Annotated in this window: 19 protein-coding genes; 5 read left to right on the forward strand and 14 right to left on the reverse strand. The window is 69.1% G+C overall.

The features are described from left to right. Positions 1–164: 164 nt before the first annotated feature. From gatC to DER72_RS01135, 4 genes are read left to right on the forward strand one after another with little or no spacing between them, the layout of a single operon-like run. The gene (gene gatC, locus DER72_RS01120; protein ID WP_110068164.1) at positions 165–452 is read left to right on the forward strand and encodes an Asp-tRNA(Asn)/Glu-tRNA(Gln) amidotransferase subunit GatC; all 288 of its coding nucleotides are present in this window, start codon (positions 165–167) and stop codon (positions 450–452) included. A gap of 29 nt (positions 453–481) precedes the next feature. Continuing rightward, positions 482–1,942: an Asp-tRNA(Asn)/Glu-tRNA(Gln) amidotransferase subunit GatA gene (gene gatA, locus DER72_RS01125; RefSeq protein ID WP_110068165.1), complete on the forward strand. Its 1,461-nt coding sequence runs from the start codon at positions 482–484 to the stop codon at positions 1,940–1,942. Further along, on the forward strand, positions 1,942–3,396 hold the full coding sequence (gatB, locus tag DER72_RS01130; protein ID WP_110068166.1) for an Asp-tRNA(Asn)/Glu-tRNA(Gln) amidotransferase subunit GatB: 1,455 nt from the start codon (positions 1,942–1,944) through the stop codon (positions 3,394–3,396). The genes gatA and gatB overlap by 1 nt, the downstream gene beginning before the upstream one ends. Positions 3,397–3,408: 12 nt before the next feature. Next, positions 3,409–3,960 (forward strand): cupin domain-containing protein, encoded by a 552-nt coding sequence (locus tag DER72_RS01135; protein ID WP_110068167.1) that lies wholly within the window; start codon positions 3,409–3,411, stop codon positions 3,958–3,960. An 18-nt stretch (positions 3,961–3,978) separates the two neighbouring features. On the opposite strand, the gene DER72_RS01140 is transcribed toward DER72_RS01135, so the two are convergent. The 4 genes from DER72_RS01140 to DER72_RS01155 form a co-directional block, all read right to left on the reverse strand. Further along, positions 3,979–4,149, reverse strand: coding sequence for a DUF6435 family protein (locus tag DER72_RS01140; RefSeq protein WP_110068168.1), 171 nt, complete (start codon positions 4,147–4,149; stop codon positions 3,979–3,981). Between the two features lie 155 nt (positions 4,150–4,304). After that, the gene (locus tag DER72_RS01145) at positions 4,305–5,822 is read right to left on the reverse strand and encodes an aldehyde dehydrogenase (protein ID WP_110068169.1); all 1,518 of its coding nucleotides are present in this window, start codon (positions 5,820–5,822) and stop codon (positions 4,305–4,307) included. Beyond that, the gene (locus DER72_RS01150; protein ID WP_110068170.1) at positions 5,819–7,237 is read right to left on the reverse strand and encodes an aspartate aminotransferase family protein; all 1,419 of its coding nucleotides are present in this window, start codon (positions 7,235–7,237) and stop codon (positions 5,819–5,821) included. The genes DER72_RS01145 and DER72_RS01150 overlap by 4 nt, the downstream gene beginning before the upstream one ends. 13 nt (positions 7,238–7,250) lie before the next feature. After that, a complete protein-coding gene (locus tag DER72_RS01155) occupies positions 7,251–8,021 on the reverse strand; it encodes a gamma-glutamyl-gamma-aminobutyrate hydrolase family protein (RefSeq protein ID WP_110068171.1) in 771 nt (256 codons plus the stop codon). Between the two features lie 169 nt (positions 8,022–8,190). Here DER72_RS01155 and DER72_RS01160 point away from each other — a divergent pair, with 169 nt between their 5' ends. Continuing rightward, positions 8,191–9,561, forward strand: a complete 1,371-nt coding sequence (locus DER72_RS01160) for a glutamine synthetase family protein (RefSeq protein ID WP_110068172.1) — start codon at positions 8,191–8,193, stop codon at positions 9,559–9,561. 97 nt (positions 9,562–9,658) lie between these two features. Here DER72_RS01160 and DER72_RS01165 read toward each other — a convergent pair whose 3' ends face one another. The 10 genes from DER72_RS01165 to DER72_RS01210 form a co-directional block, all read right to left on the reverse strand. Further along, complete coding sequence (locus DER72_RS01165) at positions 9,659–10,357, reverse strand: glycine zipper 2TM domain-containing protein (RefSeq protein WP_110068173.1); 699 nt, start codon at positions 10,355–10,357, stop codon at positions 9,659–9,661. A 259-nt stretch (positions 10,358–10,616) separates the two neighbouring features. Further along, the gene (locus DER72_RS01170; RefSeq protein ID WP_110068174.1) at positions 10,617–11,909 is read right to left on the reverse strand and encodes an FAD-binding oxidoreductase; all 1,293 of its coding nucleotides are present in this window, start codon (positions 11,907–11,909) and stop codon (positions 10,617–10,619) included. Between the two features lie 30 nt (positions 11,910–11,939). Next, entirely contained in the window at positions 11,940–12,782 is an 843-nt protein-coding gene (locus DER72_RS01175) for an ABC transporter permease subunit (RefSeq protein WP_110068175.1), read from the reverse strand. A gap of 2 nt (positions 12,783–12,784) precedes the next feature. Continuing rightward, positions 12,785–13,696, reverse strand: coding sequence for an ABC transporter permease subunit (locus tag DER72_RS01180; protein WP_110068176.1), 912 nt, complete (start codon positions 13,694–13,696; stop codon positions 12,785–12,787). A gap of 78 nt (positions 13,697–13,774) precedes the next feature. After that, positions 13,775–14,908: an ABC transporter ATP-binding protein gene (locus DER72_RS01185; RefSeq protein WP_181395577.1), complete on the reverse strand. Its 1,134-nt coding sequence runs from the start codon at positions 14,906–14,908 to the stop codon at positions 13,775–13,777. A gap of 186 nt (positions 14,909–15,094) precedes the next feature. After that, positions 15,095–16,198, reverse strand: coding sequence for a polyamine ABC transporter substrate-binding protein (locus tag DER72_RS01190; protein WP_375153251.1), 1,104 nt, complete (start codon positions 16,196–16,198; stop codon positions 15,095–15,097). A 108-nt stretch (positions 16,199–16,306) separates the two neighbouring features. Then, positions 16,307–17,653 carry a glutamine synthetase family protein gene (locus tag DER72_RS01195; protein WP_110068179.1) on the reverse strand — a complete coding sequence of 449 codons (1,347 nt, stop codon included), beginning with the start codon at positions 17,651–17,653 and terminating at the stop codon, positions 16,307–16,309. A 36-nt stretch (positions 17,654–17,689) separates the two neighbouring features. Then, positions 17,690–18,997, reverse strand: coding sequence for an FAD-binding oxidoreductase (locus DER72_RS01200; protein ID WP_110068180.1), 1,308 nt, complete (start codon positions 18,995–18,997; stop codon positions 17,690–17,692). A gap of 211 nt (positions 18,998–19,208) precedes the next feature. Further along, positions 19,209–19,955 (reverse strand): molybdopterin-synthase adenylyltransferase MoeB, encoded by a 747-nt coding sequence (locus DER72_RS01205; RefSeq protein WP_110068181.1) that lies wholly within the window; start codon positions 19,953–19,955, stop codon positions 19,209–19,211. A gap of 2 nt (positions 19,956–19,957) precedes the next feature. Next, complete coding sequence (locus DER72_RS01210; protein ID WP_110068182.1) at positions 19,958–20,458, reverse strand: Lrp/AsnC ligand binding domain-containing protein; 501 nt, start codon at positions 20,456–20,458, stop codon at positions 19,958–19,960. Positions 20,459–20,633: the final 175 nt, after the last annotated feature.

A 20,633-nucleotide genomic window follows, 5' to 3' on the forward strand; every position in this document is an offset into this window, starting at 1 on the left:
TTACCTAGTGCAGTCCGGGAACCCTGTGCGGACGCAAACGGTATCACCGCGGCCCCCGCGCAGCAAGCGTGGAGCCCGCAAGCCCGGCCTCTCACGGACCTGCCCGCGGGTCGCGGTATGTGGTACCTTTTGCGGCCTGTTTTCCCTTCGAGGACATCCGAACCATGGCGCTTGAACACGCTGACGTGCTCAGGGCCGCGCACCTCGCCCGGCTCGGCCTGAGCGACGAGGACGCCGCCCACTACCTGGACGACCTCGGCCGTATCCTGGAGATGGTGGACCAGCTCCAGGCGCTGGACACCGAGGGCGTTGCCCCCCTGGCCCATCCCCTCGACGCCACCCAGCGGCTGCGCGCCGACGAGGTGACCGAGAGCGACCAGCGCGACCGCTTCCAGCGCTGCGCCCCGGCGGTGGAACAGGGCCTCTACCTGGTCCCCCGCGTGGTCGAATAAGCCTTCCTGCCTGACGGAGCCCCCGGCCCATGCATGACAAGACACTGAGCGAACTGGCCGCCGCCCTCACGGCCGGCGAGTTCACCAGCCGCGAGCTGACCGAACACCAGCTCGCGCGCATCGCGCGCCTCGACGGCGAGCTTAACAGCTTCATCACCGTGACCGCCGAGCAGGCCCTCGCCGCGGCGGAAGCCGCCGACGCCGCCCGCGCTCGCGGCCAGGCCGGCCCGCTCACCGGCCTGCCGCTGGCCATCAAGGACCTGTTCTGCACCGAGGGGGTGCTGACCACCGCCGGCTCGAGGATGCTGGCCAACTTCGTCTCCCCCTACGACGCCACCGTGGTCGAGAAGCTCAAGGCCGCTGGCACGGTGAGCCTGGGCAAGGTCAACCTGGACGAGTTCGCCATGGGCTCCTCCAACGAGAACAGCGCCTTCGGCCCGGTGAAGAACCCTTGGGATACCAGCGCCGTGCCCGGCGGCTCCTCCGGCGGCAGCGCCGCCGCGGTAGCCGCGGGCCTGGTGCCCGCCGCCATGGGCACCGACACCGGCGGCTCGATCCGTCAGCCGGCCGCCTTCTGCGGCATCACAGGCCTCAAGCCCACCTATGGCCGCGTCTCCCGCTGGGGCATCATCGCCTACGCCTCGAGCCTCGATCAGGCCGGCCCCATGGCGCGCACCGCCGAGGACTGCGCCCTGCTAATGAACGCCATCGCCGGCCCCGACCCGAAGGACTCCACCAGCGTGGCCCGCGGCGTGCCGGACTACACCGAGGAGCTCAGCGCCCCGCTCTCCGGCCTCAAGATCGGCCTGCCGGTCGAGCACTTCGGCGACGGCCTCGACCCCGAGGTGGAGGCCGCGGTGCGCGAGGCGGTGAGGGTCTTTGAGTCGCTCGGCGCCACGGTGCGCGAGGTGAGCCTGCCCCACACCCACTACGCGATCCCGGCCTACTACGTCATCGCGCCGGCCGAGGCCTCCTCGAACCTGTCGCGCTACGACGGCGTGCGCTTCGGCCACCGTTGCAAGGCCCCGAGCGACCTCATCGACCTCTACAAGCGCTCCCGCGCCGAGGGCTTCGGCGAGGAGGTCAAGCGGCGCATCCTGATCGGCACCCACACCCTCTCCGAGGGCTTCTTCGACGCCTACTACAAGAAGGCCCAGCAGGTGCGTCGGCTGATCCGCCAGGACTTCCTCGACGCCTTCGAGGAGGTCGACGTCCTGATGGGCCCGGCCTCCCCCACCCCGGCCTTCGACCTGGGTGCCAAGAAGGACCCGGTCTCCATGTACCTGCAGGACATCTACACCATCGCGGTGAACCTGGCCGGCATCCCCGGCATCAGCGTGCCGGCGGGCTTCGTGGGCAAGCGCCCCGTGGGCCTGCAGATACTGGGCACCCACTTCGCCGAGACGCGGCTGCTCAACGTCGCCCACCGCTTCCAGCAGGCCACCGACTGGCACCTGCGTCGTCCCGCGCTTGCCGAGGAGACCACCTGATGCAATGGGAAACCGTGATCGGGCTGGAGGTGCACGTCCAGCTCGCCACCCGCTCGAAGATCTTCTCCGGGGCCTCCACCGCCTTCGGCGCCGCGCCCAACACCCAGGCCTGCGCCGTGGACCTGGGCCTGCCCGGGGTGCTGCCGGTGCTCAACGAGCGGGCGGTGGCCATGGCGGTGCAGTTCGGCCTGGCGATCCACGCCGAGATCCCCGAGGTCTCGGTCTTCGACCGCAAGAACTACTTCTACCCGGACCTGCCCAAGGGCTACCAGACCAGCCAGATGTACCACCCCATCGTCGGCGCCGGCGAGGTGGAGATCACCCTGGAAGACGGCAGCAGCAAGCGCATCCGGGTGCACCATGCCCACCTCGAGGAGGACGCCGGCAAGTCGCTCCACGAGGACTTCCACGGCATGACCGGCATCGACCTCAACCGCGCCGGCACCCCGCTGCTGGAGATCGTCTCCGAGCCTGACATGCGCAGCGCCAAGGAGGCCGCCGCCTACCTGAAGGCGATCCACTCCATCGTCACCTACCTGGGGATCTCCGACGGCAACATGGCCGAGGGCTCCATGCGCTGCGACGTCAACGTCTCGGTGCGCCCGGTGGGCCAGGCCGAGTACGGCACCCGCACCGAGATCAAGAACGTCAACTCCTTCCGCTTCGTGGAGCGCGCCATCGAGTTCGAGGTGGAGCGCCAGATCGAGCTGCTGGAGGACGGCGGCAAGGTGGTCCAGGAGACCCGCCTCTTCGATCCCGAGCGGGACGAGACCCGCAGCATGCGCACCAAGGAGGAGGCCAACGATTATCGCTACTTCCCCTGCCCCGACCTGCTGCCGGTGGTGCTGGACCGGGCCTACCTCGACCACCTGCGCGAGGCGCTGCCGGAGCTGCCCGACGAGAAGCGCGCCCGCTTCCAGGCCGAGCTCGGCCTCTCCGCCTATGACGCCGGGGTACTCTCCGCCACCCGCGAGATGGCCGAGTTCTTCGAGGAGGTCAAGGAGACCTGCGGCGACGCCAAGTCCGCCGCCAACTGGGTGATGGGCGAGCTCGCCGGCGCGCTCAACCGCGAGGGGCTGCCGATCACCGACAGCCCCGTCTCGGCACGCCAGCTCGGCGAGCTGATTGGCCGAGTGCTGGACGACACCATCAACGGCAAGGCCGCCAAGCAGGTGTTCCAGGCGCTCTGGAACGGCCAGGGGCAGTCCGCCGACGAGGTGATCGAGGCCAAGGGGCTCAAGCAGGTCACCGACACTGGCGCCATCGAGGCGATGATCGACCAGGTGATCGGCGAGAGCCCCGCCCAGGTGGCCCAGTACCGCGACGCCGAGCCGGACAAGCGCGGCAAGATGATCGGCTACTTCGTGGGCCAGGTGATGAAGGCCTCCCGCGGCACCGCCAATCCGCAGCAGGTCAACCAGCTCCTCAAGGAGAAGCTGGACGCCCTGTGCTGAAGAGGAGCCACCATGGCCGATGACGTGGGCGAGCGGCTGCGCGCCCTGCGCACCCTGCGCGGCATCTCCCAGCGCGAGCTGGCCAAGCGCTGTGGGGTGACCCACTCCAGCCTGTCGCTGATCGAGCAGGGCAAGGTGAGCCCCTCGGTCAGCTCGCTGAAGAAGATCCTCGACGCCATCCCGATGAGCGTCGGGGACTTCTTCACCATGGAGCTGGAGAACGGCCGCCGGGTCTTCTATTCGGCCGAGGACCTGGCCGACGTGGGCACCGGCGACGTCATCTACAAGCTGGTGGGGGCCGATCGCCGCGACCGGGCGCTGGCCTTCATGGTGGAGACCTACCCGCCGGGGGCCGACACCGGCCGCGAGATGATCGCCCACCTGGGCGAAGAGGCCGGCATGGTGCTCGAGGGCGAGATCGAGATCACCATCGGCGCCGAGAGCCGGGTGCTCAAGGCGGGGGAGGCCTACTACTTCGAGACCAACGTCCCCCACCGCTTCCGCAACCCGGGCAGCGAGCCCTGCCGCCTGGTGAGCTGCGCGACCCCTGCCCGGGCCTTCTGAGCCACCCGAGCCCTCGCCCTACCCCTGTTTCAGCGCCTCGATCTCGGCGCGGATCGCCTCGGCCTCTTCGGTGAGCGAGGCGTTGGCGCGCATGTCGCCGTTGCGGGCGGCGTGCATCGCCTGCTCCAGCTTGCGCTCGTATTCCTTCTGCAGCTTCTTGGTCGGGTCGCTCTTGAAGAGTCCGAACATGGGAGTACCTCTGGCCGGGGAGTGTCAGCCACAGGCTACTCCCCTCGCCGAAAAAAATCGATACAAGAGCTGTACATTTTAATCATTCCGCATAGATACGACGAGGCCGGCGCCCATGGCGCCGACCTCGTCGCGTCAGGCTCCGGTGAAAGGGCTCAGCTCGAGAGCGAGATCCAGACGCTCTTGAGCGTGGAGTACTCCTCCAGGCTGTGGTGGGACTTGTCGCGCCCATTGCCCGACTGCTTCACCCCGCCGAAGGGCATGGTCTGGTCCCCGCCGGCCCAGTTGTTGACAAACACCTGGCCGGAGTGGAGCCGCCGGGTGACGCGCATGATGCGGTCGATGTCCTGGCTCCACAGCCCCGCGGCCAGGCCATAGACGCTGTCGTTGGCCATGGCCACCGCCTGCTCCTCGCTGTCGAAGCCGAACACCGAGAGCACCGGGCCGAAGATCTCCTCGCGGCCGATGGCCATCTCGGGGGTCACGCCGTCGAACACCGTGGGGGGAATGAAGAGCCCCTTGCCATCGACCCGGGTGGCCTCACCGCCCACACGCAGCCGAGCGCCCTCCTCGCGCCCCTTCTCGATATAGCCCAGGATGCGCCGATACTGCGCCTCGTCGACGATGGCCCCCATGAAGCTCTCCGGGTCCAGGGGGTCGCCGGGCTGCATCCCCTTGGCCGCCTCGAGCACCTGGTCGATAAAGGCCTCGCGGATGGGGTTCTCCACCAGCAGCCGGGAGCCGGCGATGCACACCTCCCCCTGGTTGTGGAAGATCGCCGAGGCGGCGTGCTTCGCCACCCGCTCGAGGTCCTTGCAGTCGGCGAAGACGATATTGGGGGACTTGCCGCCGCATTCCAGATAGACCCGCTTGAGGTTGGATTGGCCGGCATACTGCATCAGCTGCTTGCCCACCCCGGTGGAGCCGGTGAAGGCGAGGCAGTCCACCCCCATGGAGAGCGCCAGTGCCTTGCCCACGGTGTGGCCGAAGCCCGGCAGCACCTGGAAGACGCCAGGCGGCAGTCCCGCCTCCCGGGCCAGCGCCGCCAGGCGCAGCGCCGAGAGCGGCGACTTCTCCGAAGGCTTGAGGATCACGCTGTTGCCGGCGGCCAGCGCCGGGGCCACCTTCCAGGCGGTCATCATCAGCGGGAAGTTCCAGGGCACGATGGAGGCCACCACGCCGAGGGGCTCGCGCAGCACCAGGGCCAGGGCCTCCTCGCCGGTGGGCGCCACCTCGCCGTAGAGCTTGTCGATGCACTCGGCCTGGTAGCGGAAGCAGGCGATGGCGCCGGCCATGTCGCCCAACGAGCTTGCCACCGGCTTGCCCATGTCCAGGGTGTCGAGCAGCGCCAGCTCGTGTTTGTGGGCCTCCATCAGGTCCGCCAGGCGCAGCAGCACCTTCTTGCGCCGGCCAGGGGCCAGTCGCGACCACTCGCCGGCCTCGAAGGCGGCCCGGGCATGGCCCACGGCGAGCTCGGCGTCGGCGGCGTCGCAGCTCGCCACCTCGGCCAAGGGCTCGCCGGTGGCGGGGTTCGTCGTGGTGAAGGTCTCGCCGCTCAGCGCAGCGACGAAGGCGTCGCCGATAAAGGCGCGGGTCTCGAACCCCGTCTCGAACTGGGAGGCGGCCAGGGCCTGCCAGTCGGCCAGGGTCTTGGGGGATTCGGGGCGACTCATGCGGGGGGCTCCTCCTGGGGGTCGGATCGGGGGTCGGTCTGGGGTTCGGCCAGTCGCGCCAGGGTGGCATCCAGCGCGGCGCGCGCCTTGTCGATCAGCTCGTCGATCTCGTCACGGGAAATCACCAGCGGCGGCGAGATGATCATGGTATCACCCACCGAGCGCATCACCAGGCCGCCGGCGAAGCAGAGATCGCGGCACAGGGTGCCCACCCCTCGGGACTCAGCGAAGCGCTCGCCGGTGGCGGGGTCGATCAACTCCAGGGCGCCGATCAGCCCCAAGGAGCGCGCCTCGCCCACCAGCGGGTGCGCCTCGAGGGCCTTCCAGCGGCGGGCCAGGTAGGGGCCGATCTCGTCGCGGACCCGCTCCACCAGCCCCTCGGCCTCCAGCAGTTCGAGGTTGCGCTGGGCCACCGCGGCGCACACCGGATGGCCCGAGTAGGTGAAGCCGTGGAAGAACTCGCCGCCCTCCTCGATCAGGGTCTCGGCGACCCGATCCCCCACCAGCACCCCGCCGATGGGCAGGTAGCCCGAGGAGAGCCCCTTGGCGATGGGCATCAGGTCCGGCTCCAGGCCGTAGTGGACGCTGCCGAACCACTCGCCCAGCCGCCCGAAGCCGCAGATCACCTCGTCCACCACCAGCAGGATGTCGTACTTCGCCAGCACCGCCTTGACCGCCGGCCAGTAGCTCTCCGGGGGAATGATGGCGCCCCCGGCCCCCTGCACCGGCTCGGCGATGAAAGCGGCGACCTGCTCCTCGCCGAGCTCCTGGATCTTCGCCTCCAGGGCCGCGGCGCACTCCCGGCCGAAGGCCTCCGGGTCCTGTGCGGCCGTGCACCCTTCGCCAAACCGACCCTCTCCAAACCAGTAGGGCTGGCACACATGGGCGATCTTCGGCACCAGGGGGCCGCCCTGGGCGTGCATGGGGGCCATGCCGCCGAGGCTCACCCCCGCCACGGTGGAGCCGTGGTAGGCGTTCTTGCGGCCGATCACCCACTGCTTGTCGGGCTGGCCCTTGAGCGCCCAGTAGCGGCGCACCATGCGCAGCGTGGTGTCGTTGGCCTCGGAGCCGGAGCCGGTGAAGAAGACGTGGTTGACATGGGCGGGCGCCAGGCGGCAGAGGGTCTCGGCCAGCCTGACCGCCGGGGGGTGGGCGGTCTTGAAGAAGCTGTTGTAGTAGGGCAGCTGGCGCATCTGCTCGGTGGCCGCCGCCACCAGCTCCTCACGGCCATAGCCCAGGTTGACGCACCAGAGCCCCGCCATGCCATCGAGGATGCGGTTGCCCTCGGAGTCGTGAATGTAGACGCCCTCGGCGCGCTCGATGATGCGGCTACCCTCCTCGCCCAGGGCCTTGAAGTCGGTGAAGGGGTGCAGGTAGTGGGCGCGATCCAGGACCTGGTAGTCACGGGTATGCATGGGGGATCTCCAGTCAGCGGGGCGCGCGGGATTCGGCCTGGCGGGCTCGGCACGCCTCGGCGAAGGCGCGATAGAGGGCATCGTTGAGAGGATGCTCACGGGGGCGCCACTCGGGATGCCACTGCACGGCCAGGGCGAAACCGGCGGCATCGGCCACCGACACCGCCTCGATCAGCCCGTCCGGGGCATGGGCCTCGACCGCAAGGCCAGGCCCCAGCTCGGCGATGCCCTGCTGGTGCAGGGAGTTGACCCGCGCCCGGGGCTCGGGATGCAGCGCCGCCAGGCGCCCGCCGGGCACCAGGGTGATCTCGTGGGCGGGGGCATACTGCGCCTCGCGCTCCCCCGGGGGCTCGCGGTGGTCCTGCAGGCCGGGCACGCCCTGCACCGCCTGATGAAGGGTGCCGCCGAAGGCCACGTTGAGCTCCTGGAAGCCCCGGCAGATGCCGAACAGCGGCAGGCCGAGGTCCAGCGCCGCGGGAATCCACACCAGGGCCGCTGCGTCGCGATGGCGGTCACCCCGGGTGTTCTCCGGCACCCGCTCGGCCCCGTAGCGGCGCGGCTCGACGTTGGTGTAGCTGCCGGTCAGCAGCAGGCCATCGAGGCGGGCCAGCAGGGCGCGAGCGGCCTCGGGGTCGGCCTCCTGCTCCTCCCACACCGGCAGGATCACCGGCGACAGGCCATAGTCCCACAGGGCGCGCAGGTACTTGTCGGTCACCATCTGGGCGGGATGGCCCTCCACCTCACGGTGGCAGGCGATCACCCCCACCAGGGGTCGGCTCTTCATCGCGTCTCTCCTCATCGGAAGCGGGCCCGGTGTTATGTTTTATTCACCATAACCACCTGGCTCTCGCTTTCCAAGGCGGACTTTCCTGCTGCCACGTAAATTATTTGACAACACTGGGCACCCCTACAAGGATAGGAGCCACAAGGATCACAACGCCAGAGGTGCGCCCATGCCTGCTCCCGACGATGTCCGGGCCTTCCTCGACGTCCACCCGGAGATCAGCAGCGTCGACCTGCTGATCAGCGACCTCAACGGGGTGATGCGCGGCAAGCGCATCCCTCGGGAGAGCCTCGCCAAGGCCTATGACAGCGGCATCGCCCTGCCCGCCTCGGTCTTCGCCCTGGACATCAACGGCCACACCATCGAGGAGACCGGGCTCGGCCTGGACAGCGGCGATGGCGACCGCCTCTGCCGACCGATCGACGGTAGCCTCAAGCCGGTGCCCTGGATCACCCGGGGCCATCAGGCCCAGCTGCTGATGACCATGGAGGAGTTCGACGGCACCCCCTTCTTCGCCGACCCCCGCCAGCTGCTGGGCCGGGTGCTGGGCCGCCTGACCGCCCTGGGGCTGACCCCGGTGGTCGCCGTGGAGCTGGAGTTCTACCTGGTGGATCGCGAGCGCACCGCCGCCGGGCTGATCCAGCCGCCCTGCTCGCCGGTGAGCGGTGAACGCGCCAGCCAGAGCCAGCTCTACTCCATGCTGGAGCTCGACGAGTATGCCGACTTCCTCGAGGAGGTGCAGGCCGCAGCCCAGGTCCAGGACCTGCCCCTGGACACCGCTCTCAAGGAGTGCGCTCCGGGGCAGTTCGAGATCAACCTGATCCACTGCGACGATGCGCTGGCGGCCTGCGACCACGCCGTGCAACTCAAGCGCCTGATCAAGGGGGTCGCCCTGCGCCACGGCTTCGAGGCCACCTTCATGGCCAAGCCCTACGGCCAGGAGGCGGGCAACGGCATGCACGTGCATATCAGCCTGCTGGATGAGGCGGGTCGCAACGTCTTCAGCGAGCCGGGTGACGATCCCCTAGGCAGCCCGGCGCTGCGCCAGGCGGTGGCCGGCCTGCTGGCGCAGATGCCCGCCTCCATGGCGATCTGCGCGCCCAACCTCAACGCCTTCCGACGCTTCCAGGCGGGGCTCTACGTGCCCATGGCCCCCACCTGGGGCTTCGACAACCGCTCGGTGGCGCTGCGCATTCCCGCCGGGGCCCGGACCGCCCGGCGCATCGAGCACCGGGTGGCCGGCGCCGACGCCAACCCCTACCTGCTGCTGGCCGCCCTGCTCGCCGCCATCCACCATGGTCTCGCCGAGGGGCTCGAGCCGCCGCCGCCCAGCGTCGGCAACGCCTACGAGACGACGCCCCCCAGCCTGACCAACAGCTGGCAGCAGGCCCTCGACCTGCTGGAGGCCGACGAGGTCCTCGGCGAGGCCTTGGGACGCGACTTCCTCCACGTCTACCTGGCCAACCGTCGCGCCGAGCGTGCCCAGGCCCTGCAGGCGGTGAGCCGGCTCGAGTACGACTGGTACCTGCGCCACGTCTGAGCCCCGGCACATTCATCTGCAAACGCATGCGCCCCCGGACCCTGGCGGATCCGGGGGCGTGCATAAGCCGGGCCGGTGAGGCGCAGAGCGCTCTTGCTCAGCCCTCGCGCTGGGGCTCGGCCTCCTGCAGGGCGGCCTGCCACTGCACCTCGCCCTCGACGACCGGGAGGCGCTCGGCCTGGGGGGCGCTCTCCATGCGCCGGGTCAGCTCCTCGCCGTTGAGGCGATAGGTGACGTCGTAGCCGAGGTGCTCCTCGTGGCTCTCCATCACCGTCTGGCACTGCCGCTCGGTCACGGTCTGGTTCTGGGTCTCGTAACGGGTCTCGTAGCGGGTCTCGTACTGGACCTGGCTACCCGCCTGGGCGTGCTGGCGGGCTTCGACGCGGTTCTGCACCTCGCGCCCGGCCAGGCCGCCGCCGATGGCACCGGCCACGGTGGCCAGCTTCTTGCCGCTGCCGCCGCCCACCTGGTTGCCCAGCAGGCCGCCGACGATGGCCCCGGCCGCGGTGCCGACGACGCGATGGGGGTCCTGGCTCGCCCCGGGGCCTGAGGGCGCGGCCTGGGTGACGGGCACCTGGACGGGCACCTCCACCGGCACCTCGACGCTGACCACCTTCTCCACGTCTTCGCACACCTCACGGGGGCGCTCCACGCTGCGGGTGGCCGCCGCGACGTCAAGGATCTCGGCAAACTGCGGTTCGGGCGCGCGGTTCTCCTGGACCTGCCAGGCGCCGAAGGCCAGCCCCCCCAGCCCCAGGACGGCCAGGCTGGACCCCACGATGATCGACTTGCTCATGGTTCTCCTCCTCGCGGGCGTACGGGCGCCCGTCGCTGAAACTCGCATGGCTCCAGGCGTGGATGACTCAGTTCGGTGATGGTGACGATGAGAGCCGCGGCGGGGCCTCCTGCGCCACCGCGATAGGGGCATTATAGGCGCCCGCGCCACCCGGTGGAGGGCGCGGACAGGGTTTCCCCATTATCTGACCGGCTGTCGCAGGGATGCGACAGGCCGGTGGCGCCCGGGGGTCAGTGCCCCAAGCGGTCCCGGTTGGCCCTCAGAGCCCCAGACGGTCCCGGGTCGAGTAGTACCAGGCGCCCAGCGCCGAGAGCGGCACTCGCAGCAGCCGCCCGCCGGGGAACGGCAGGTGGGGAATGCCGGCGAAGGCGTCGAAGCGCTCACCCTGGCCATGGATCACCTCGGCGATCAGCTTGCCGGCCAGGTGGGTGCAGGTGACGCCGTGACCGGAGTAGCCCTGGGCGTAGTAGACGTTGCCGTTGACCACCCCGAACTGGGGCAGCCGGTTGAGCGTCATCAGAAAGGTACCGCTCCAGGCGTGGTCCACCTTGACGTCGGCAAGGCCCGGGAAGGTAGCCAGCATCTTGGGCCGGATCACCGCGGTGATGTCGGCCGGGTCCTCGCCGCCGTAGTTGACTCCGCCGCCGTAGAGCAGCCGATTGTCGCGGGTCAGCCGGTAGTAGTCGAGCAGGTAGTTGCAGTCCTCCACCGCCAGGCCGTTGGGTATCAGCGCCCGGGCCCGGGCCTCGCCGAGGGGCTCGGTGGTGATGATCTGGGTGCCGCAGGGCATCGAGCGGCCCTCGATCTCCGGCAGCACCCCGCGAAGGTAGGCGTTGCCGGCCATCACCACCCGCTCGGCGCGCACCCGCCCGCCGGCGGTGCGCAGGGTGACCGGCTCGCCGTGGATCACCTCGCGCACCGCCGACTGCTCGAAGATGCGCCCGCCGAGCGACTCGAGCGCCGCGGCCTGGCCCAGCACCAGGTTCAGGGGATGCAGGTGGCCACCGCCGTGGTCCACCAGGGCGCCCACGTAGCGGTCGGAGTTGACCTCGCGCTTCACCCCCTCCCCCTCCAGCAGCTCCAGCTCCCGGTAGCCGTAGCGCTCCCAGAGCGCCTTGTGCTCGCGCAGCCCGGCCAGCTGCTTGCGGTTGCAGGCGGCGAAGAGGTTGCCGTCGCGCAGGTCGCAGTCGATGGCGTAGGTCGCCACCCGCTCGCGGATGATGCGGCTACCCTCGAAGGCCATGTCGCCCAGGGCGCGGGCGGTCTGGGCGCCATACTTCGCCTCGATCACGTCCATGTCGCGGCTGTAGCTGTTGACGATCTGGCCGCCGTTGCGCCCGCTGGCGCCGAAGCCCACCCTGGCCCCCTCCAGCACCACCACCGAGAGGCCGCGCTCGGCCAGGTGCAGCGCCGCGGAGATGCCGGTGAAGCCGGCCCCCACCACGCAGACGTCGCACTCGACCTCCCCGGCGAGCGCCGGGCGCTCGGGGGCGGGGTTGGCGGTGGCGGCGTACCAGGAGGCGACGTGCTCGCCGGCGGGATAGTCAGGCATGAGAGGGCTCCAGACTCTGCGAAGGGGACATCAGGGCGTCTCCTGCTGGCGCAGGGCGGCCAGGCGGCGCGCCTCGCTGCGGCGCATGAAGTACCAGGCCAGGAAGGTGGCCAGCGATACCGCCAGGATGATCAGGGTGGCCAGGGCGTTGATCTTGGGCGAGACGCCCATGCGTACCGAGGAGAAGACCACCATGGGCAGGGTGGTGGCACCGGGGCCGGAGACGAAGCTGGCGATCACCAGGTCATCCAGCGACAGGGTGAAGGCCAGCAGCCAGCCCGCAGCCAGGGCCGGGGCGATCACCGGCAGGGTGATCTGGAAGAAGGTCTTCACCGGCGGCGCGCCGAGGTCCATGGCCGCCTCCTCGATGGAACGGTCCACCTCGCGCAGCCGCGACGACACCACCACCGCCACGTAGGCGCTGCAGAAGGTGGTATGGGCGATCCAGATGGTGGCCATGCCGCGATCCGCCGGCCAGCCGACGATCTGGGCCATCTGCACGAAGAGCAGCAGCAGCGACAGGCCGGTGATCACCTCCGGCATTACCAGAGGCGCGGTGATCATGCTGGAGAGCGCGGTCTTGCCGCGAAAGCGGCCGAAGCGGGTCATCACGAAGGCGGCCAGGGTGCCGAGGCAGACCGCCATGGTAGCGGAGAAGAAGGCGATGCGCAGGCTGGTCCACACCGCGGCGAGTATCTGCCGGTCGCGCAGCAGCTCCAGGTACCAGCGCCCGGAGAAGCCCGCCCAGACCGTCACCAGCCGCGACGAGTTGAAGGAGTAGACCACCAGCACCACCATGGGCAGGTAGAGGAACAGCAGCCCCAGGATCAGCATCAGGGTGGTGAACGACGGCGGGGTGACGGATCGGCGCATGGTCACTCCTCCAGCTCGCGGGACTGGTAGCGATGGAACAGCGCGATGGGGATCAGCAGCAGCAGCAGCATCACCATGGCCAGCGCCGAGGCCACCGGCCAGTCGCGGTTGAGGAAGAACTCCTCCCACAGCACCTTGCCGATCATCACCGTGTTGGGGCCACCGAGCAGCTCCGGAATCACGTACTCCCCTACCGCAGGGATGAAGACCAGCATGGAGCCGGCGATGATCCCCCCCTTGGAGAGCGGCAGGGTCACCTTCAGAAAGGTGTTGAAGGTCCGGGAGCCGAGGTCCGCGGCGGCCTCCAGCAGCGAATCGTCGAGCCGGGTCAGGTTGGCGTAGAGCGGCAGGATCATGAAGGGCAGGTAGGCATAGACGATACCCAGCATCACCGCGAAGTTGGTGTTCATCATGCGCAGCGGCGAGTCGATGAGGCCGATCCACAGCAGCAGGTTGTTGAGCAGGCCATTGGTGCTCAGGATCCCCATCCAGGCGTAGACCCGGATCAGGAAGGAGGTCCAGGAGGGCAGCATCACCAGCAGCAGCAGCACCAGCTGCCAGCGCGCCGGGGCCCGGGCCATGGCATAGGCCATGGGGTAGCCGATCAGCAGGCAGAAGAGCGTCGAGAAGAAGGCGATCTTCACCGAGCCCCAGTAGGCCGCCACGTAAAGTGAATCGCTGGCCAGGAAGAGGTAGTTGCCGAAGTTCAGGGCGATGTTGAGGGTCCCGGCGGTGAAGTCGAGGATCGGCTGGTAGGGGGGCACCGCGATGGCCGCCTCGGAGAGGCTGATCTTGAGCACGATGGCGAAGGGCGCCAGGAAGAAGAGGCTCAGCCAGATCAGCGGCACGGCAATGACCCAGCCGCGCCCCGGGCGCAGGCGGCGCGAGAGGCGCTCGAGGGGAGTCGATTTCATGGGGCTCCTCACTTGTTTGGGCTCACGCGTGCCGAGCCATTCGTGCAACGCTCGCTCATGCAGGGCTATTCATGCGGCTCACTCATGCAACACCACGGCGCTCATCTCGTCCCAGCTGACGTAGACCGGCTCGTCCCAGCCGGGGCGGTCGCCGCGACGCTCCACGTTGGCCAGGCTCGCCTTGACCAGGGCGCCGGCCTCGGTGCGCACGTAGTAGACCGAGAGCCCGCCCAGGTAGGCGATATCCTCCACCGTACCGGCGGTCCAGTTGTGCTCGCCCTCCGGGCGCGTGCGGGTGAGCGTGGTCTTCTCCGGGCGGATGGCCACCCACACCCGGCGCTCGTCGGCCTGGGTCGAGACCCCGTGGCCGATACGGATATCGCGCCCGAGTGCCGGGCTTGCGATGATGCAGTGGTCGGCCTCGTCGACGCGGATCTCCCCCTCGAAGAGGTTCACGGTGCCCACGAACTCGGCCACCATGCGGCTCGCCGGACTCTCGTAGATGTCCATGGGGCTGCCCACCTGGGCGATCCAGCCATCTGACATGATCACCACGCGATCGGCCATGGTCATCGCCTCCTCCTGGTCGTGGGTTACCATGATGCAGGTCACCCCAACCCGCTCGAGGATCGCCACCACCTCGAGCTGCATCTCGGTGCGCAGCTTCTTGTCCAGCGCCCCCATGGGCTCGTCGAGCAGCAGCAGCTTAGGCCGCTTGGCCAGCGAGCGGGCCAGGGCCACCCGCTGGCGCTGGCCGCCGGAGAGCTGGTGGGGGCGACGCTTGGCGAAGCCCTCCATATGCACGAGCTTGAGCATCTCGGCCACCCGCTGCTCGATCTCGGCCCGGGGCAGGCGGTCCTGCTTGAGCCCGAAGGCGATGTTCTGGGCCACCGTCATGTGGGGAAAGAGCGCGTAGGACTGGAACATCATGTTGATCGGCCGCTCATGGGGCGGCATGGCGGTGATGTCCTGACCGTCGAGCAGGATCTGGCCCTCGCTTGGCTTCTCGAACCCCGCCAGCATGCGCAGCAGGGTCGACTTGCCGGAACCCGAACCGCCCAGCAGGGCGAAGATCTCGCCCTGGCGGATGGTCAGGTTGACGTCGTCCACCGCCAGCACGCCGTCGAAGCGCTTGCTGATGCGGCGGATCTCGACCAGCGCCTCGCCGGTGCGTCGCCCGGGCGGACGCGCCGCGGTCTGGTTCTGTGGCATCGACATCTCCTCTGATAAGTGATTGCCACCGCACGCTGAGAGGCATGGAAACTCGGGGCTGATCCGACGGCATGCCATTCGCGGAGGCGCTGTGCCCCCTCCTTGGGCGCTACCGACACCTTCCCTGGCGTAGGACCTCCGCTCACGCCTGCCTCCAGCGCCCCTGACAGCTCATTGGGATGCGTTTCAGCGCCCCGACTTGACGCGGTTCCAGACCCGGGTGCGCACGCGCTGCACGGCCAGCGGCTTCTCCTCGGCCACGTAGAGGTTGTCCATCACCTCCTGGTCCGGGTAGATGGCCGGGTCGTTGAGGATGTCGGGATCGAGATACTCGTTGGCCGCCAGGTTGGGGTTGGCGTAGACCACGTACTCGGTGATCGCGGCGGCGATCTCGGGCTCCAGGATAAAGTTGATGAAGGCGTGGGCGTTGTCAGGATTCGGCGCATCGGCGGGGATCGCCATCATGTCGAACCAGAGCGCGGCGCCCTCCTTGGGGATGCTGTAGCGGATGGTGAAGTCGCGGCCCGCCTCCTCGGCGCGGTCGGCGGCCTGGAAGATGTCGCCGGAGTAGCCCGCCGCCACGCAGATGTCGCCGTTGGCGAGATCGGTGATGTAGCGCGAAGAGTGGAAGTAGGTGACGTTGTCGCGCATCGCGGCGATCAGGTCGCCGGCGGCTTCCAGGTCGGCACTCTCCTCGGAGAGCGGCGAGAGCCCCAGGTAGGCCATGGCCGGCGAGAGCATCTCGTCGCCGGAGTCGAGCATGGAGATACCGCAGCCCCCCTCGTGCAGCGCGGTGGTGATCTCGGGGTCGAAGAGCAGCGCCCAGGAGTCCACCGGGGCGTCGTCGCCGAGGATCGCAAGGACCCGCTCCTCGATGTAGCCGATGCCGTTGGTGCCCCACATGTAGGGAATCGAGTAGCGGCTGCCCGGGTCGACGAACTCCAGGTCATCCATCAGCTCCGGGTTGAGGTTGGCCATGTTGGGCAGCTTGTCGTGATCGAGTTCCTGGTAGACCCCGGCGCTGATGTGGCGGGTCAGGTAGTGGTTGGAGGGCACCACCACGTCATAGCCGGAACGGCCGGCGAGCAGCGCGGCGTCCAGCACCTCGTTGCTGTCGTAGACGTCGTAGATCACCTCGATGCCGGTGGCCTCGGTGAACTTCTCCAGGGTGTCCGGCGCGATGTAGTCCGACCAGTTGTAGATCCGTACCTCGCCTGCCGCCTGGGCGGCGGCGGCCCCCAGCGCCAGCCCGGCGGCGGCTACGGCCAGTGAGAGTTGCTTGGCTTGCATCATCCTGATCACCTCTTCGGTCGCTTGTTGTTATCGGTTGCCCTGGGCCGGGCCCGATGAAGTCAGCGTAGCGGCCCGCGGCGGGGCGCTCTCAACGCTGGGTGCGCATCAGACACTCAACAGCAGGAATTCCCGCTCCCAGGAGCTGATCACGCGCTTGAAGTTCTCGTTCTCCACCCGCTTGACCGCCACGAAGCCGGTCACGAACTTGCTGCCCATGTAGGTCTCCAGCTCAGCGCAGTGCTCCATGCGCTCCAGGGCCTGCTCCAGGGTGAAGGGCAGGCGCAGGTTGCGGCGCTCGAAGGCGCGCCCCTGCACCGGGGCCGAAGGATTGAGCTTCTGGATCATCCCCAGGTAGCCGCACAGCAGGGACGCCGCGATGGCCAGGTAGGCGTTGGCGTCGGCCCCCGGCAGGCGGTTCTCGACCCGGCGGTTCTGGGGGCTGGAGTCGGGCACCCGCAGGCCGCAGGTGCGGTTCTCCTCCCCCCACTCCACGTTGACCGGCGCCGAGGTGTCGGGCAGGAAGCGGCGGAAGGAGTTGACGTTGGGGGCCATCAGCGGCAGCGCCTCGGGGATGAACTTCTGCAGCCCGCCGATATGGTGCAGGAAGAGCTGGCTCATGGTGCCGTCGGCGTTGGAGAAGACGCTCTTGCCGCTCTTCGCGTCCAGCACGCTCTGATGGATGTGCATGGCGCTGCCCGGCTCGTTGGTCACCGGCTTGGCCATGAAGGTAGCGGCCACGTCGTGCTTGAGCGCCGCCTCGCGCATGGTGCGCTTGAACAGGAAGATCTGGTCGGCCAGGGTCAGCGGGTCGCCGTGACGGAAGTTGATCTCCATCTGGGCGGTGCCCTCCTCGTGGATCAGGGTGTCGATATCCAGCCCTTGGGCCTCGCACCAGTCGTACATGTCCTCGAAGAGCGGGTCGAACTCGTTGGCGGCGTCGATGGAGAAGGACTGGCGGCCGGTCTCCTGGCGGCCGCTTCTGCCGATGGGCGGCTGCAGCGGCAGGTCCGGGTCCTCGCAGCGCTTGGTGAGGTAGAACTCCATCTCCGGCGCCACGATGGGGCGCCAGCCCTGCTCGGCGTAGAGCGCCAGCACGCGCTTGAGCTGGTTGCGGGCGGAGAGCTCGATGGGATTGCCCATCTTGTCGAAGCAGTCGTGGATCACCTGGGCGGTGGGCTCCAGCGCCCAGGGCACCGGGTAGGCCGCCCCCGCATCGGGCTTGCAGACCATGTCGATGTCGGCGGGGTCGAGCAGCGAGTAGTAGATGTCGTCCTCGACGTAGTCGCCAGTCACCGACTGCAGCAGCACACTCTCCGGCAGGCGCATGCCCTTCTCGCCGACGAACTTCGACACCGGGGTGATCTTGCCGCGGGCGATGCCGGTGATATCCGCCACCAGGCACTCCACCTCGGTGATGCGTCGCTCCTTGAGCCAGCCTTCCAGGTCTTTCATGGGAACCTCGTCAGTCGCCCGGGGCCCGGGCGCTCATCATAGTCGATCGCGCAGCTTGTAGAAGGTGGTGGCCAGCACCAGCAGCGGCGTGCGCAGCCACTCTCCGCCGGGAAAGCGCCGGTGGGGTATGGCGGCGAAGGCATCGAAGCGCTCGCACTGGCCGGCCACCGCCTCCGCCATCAGCTTGCCGGCCAGCCCCGCCAGCGCCATGCCGTGGCCGGAGTAGCCCTGGGCATAGTAGAGCGTCTGGCCGATGCGGCCGAAGTCCGGCGCCCGGTTGAGGGTGATGGCCACCTCGCCGCCCCAGCGGTAGTCGATGGCGACGCCACGCAGCACCGGGAAGAGCCGGGCGATCTTGGCGTCCATGCGCGCCTGAAGGCCGCGGGGCTCACGCCCGGTATAGCTCACCTCGCCGCCATAGATCAGCCGCCGGTCGGCGGAGAGACGATAGTAGTCGAGCACGAAGTTGGCGTCCGAGAGGGCATCGTTCTTCGGCAGCACCTGGGCGGCGCGTTCGGCGCCGAGGGGCTCGGTGGCGATGAGGTAGTTGGCGGCGCGCATCACCCGGCCGGCGAGCTCCGGCACCAGGCGGTGCCGGAAGGCGTTGGTGCCCAGCACCACGATGTCGGCGGTGACGCTGCCGCCGGGCGTGACCACCCGGTGGGGAGCGCCGCGCTCGATCGCGAGCGCCGGGCTGCCCTCGTGGAGCACCGCGCCGGCGAGGCGGGCGGCGCGGGCCAGCCCCAGGGTGTAGTTGAGCGGGTGCAGGTGCCCCGCCTCACTCTCGTGGAGGGCGCCGGGATAGGCATCGCTGACCACCCGCTCGCGCAGGGCCTCGCCCTCGAGCCAGGTCATCGCCTCGTAGCCGTAGTCGCGGGCCAGGCGGTCGCGGAAGGCCTTGAGCTCGCGCACGTGGCGCGGCTTCACCGCGGCGTGCAGGTAGCCCCAGGCGAGATCGCAGGGGATGGCATGGCGCTCGATGAGCTCGGCGGTGAGCGCCACCGCCTCGCGGCTCATGGCCCAGATGTCACGGGCAGCGCCGAGGCCCAGCGCCCGCTCCACGGTGGCGATGTCGGTGCCAAGCCCCGGCAGGATCTGGCCACCGCTGCGCCCGGAGGCACCGAAACCGATCTCGCTGGCCTCCAGCAGCACCACCGAATAGCCCCGCTCGGCCAAGTGCAGCGCCGCCGAGCAGCCGGTGATCCCGCCGCCGATCACGCAGACGTCGGCACGCACCTCCCCCGCCAGCGGGGGACAGGGGCCGGGGTCGACGGCGATGGAGTCGCGGTACCAGGAGGCCGGACGCCGATCGAGGCGGGAAGAGGGGATCGCCGATGCGGTCATGCGCAGTGCGCTCGTTGTTGTGGGATGGAGGGCCGTGGGGCTCTGCTCTCAGAACAGTTTGACATCAGCCGACGCTAAATTGTCAAGTATTCAATAACAACGCCACACCTGGCAGCCGAGCAAGGCTCACTGGGAGCCCGCCTCTCTCGCCACCACCCCCCGTTCGCGATGCCTCAGGCGTCAAGAAATGACGACCAGCGGCCGCCAGGCCTCAGCCACCGCAGACCGGGCAGGCGGGATCCCGGGGCACCTTGAAGTGGCGCCACTGGCCGGTGAGGCCGTCGAAGGTGGAGAGCCCGCGGTGGGGGGTGCCGGCCCAGCTGAGCAGCTTGATCGCCTCCAGGGCCTGGAAGCTGCCGATCAGCCCCACCAGGGGAGCCACCACGCCGCTCTCGGCGCAGGAGAGCGCCTCGTCGCCGCGATCGTCCGGGGGATAGAGGCAGGCGTAGCAGGGGCCGCCGGGATCGCGGGGGTCGAACACCGCCAGCTGCCCCGAGAAGCGGATCGCCGCCCCGGAGACCAGCGGCACGCCGGCCGCGCGGCAGGCGGCGTTGATGGCGTAGCGGCTGGAGAAGCGGTCGGTGCAGTCGAGCACCACATCGGCCTCGGCCACCGCCGCGGCCATGGCCTCGCCCGCGAGATGGGCGGTCAGGGTCTCGATCACACAGCCGGGGTTCAGGGCCCGCGCCGCATCGCGGGCGGACTCAGCCTTGTTGCGGCCCAGGTCCGCCTCGCCGTGGGCGATCTGGCGCTGCAGGTTGGAGAGTTCCACCGCGTCGGCATCGGCCAGCGTCAGCCGTCCTACCCCAGCGGCGGCCAGGTAGAGGGCCACCGGGGAGCCGAGCCCGCCGGCGCCCACCACCAGGGCCCGGCCGGCCAGCAGCCGCTCCTGCCCCTCGATGTCGATCTGGGCCAGCATGATCTGGCGGCTGTAGCGCAGCAGGTCGGCGTCGTGCATGGTCACTTGTTCTCGAACTCCTCGATGTCGGGCACGTGGAGGGTGAACTCCTCTTTCACCTCCTCCATCACCACATAGCTCTTGGACTCCTTGACCCCCGGCAGGGTCAGCACCACGTCGCCGAGTAGCTGTCGATAGGCGGCCATCTCGGGGATGCGGCACTTCAGGATGTAGTCGAACTGCCCGGAGACCAGGTGACACTCCTGAATCTGCGGCAGCTTGGCCACGGCGCGACGGAACTCGTCGAACACCGCCGGCGACTGGGTCTCCAGGCTGATCTCCACGAACACCAGCAGGTTGGCCTTGAGCGCCCGGGGATCGAGCACCGCCTTGTAGCCGCGGATCACGCCCGCGCGCTCCAGGCGCTTGACCCGTTCGAGACAGGGCGTGGTGGAGAGCCCCACCTGGGCGGCGAGGTCAACGTAGGAGATGCGGGCGTTCTCCTGCAGGCAGCGCAGGATCTTGAGGTCGATGCGGTCGAGGGCGCGGGACTTGGCTTTCATGGCGGTGGCGGCTGCTCGGTCTCGGGAGTGGCAGAACATGCCGGCGCGACAGTCGATCCGACTGCAAACCACTGCCAGGAGAGCGGCATTGTGGTCTTCAGGCATGAAATCACGACGGCTTTAGGTGTTATTTTCTGATCAAGGTGTACCACACCCCCACCGATCGCCTCCAGTT

It is taken from the genome of Halomonas sp. A11-A (assembly GCF_003182195.1).
Taxonomy (GTDB): Bacteria; Pseudomonadota; Gammaproteobacteria; order Pseudomonadales; family Halomonadaceae; genus Halomonas; species Halomonas alkalicola.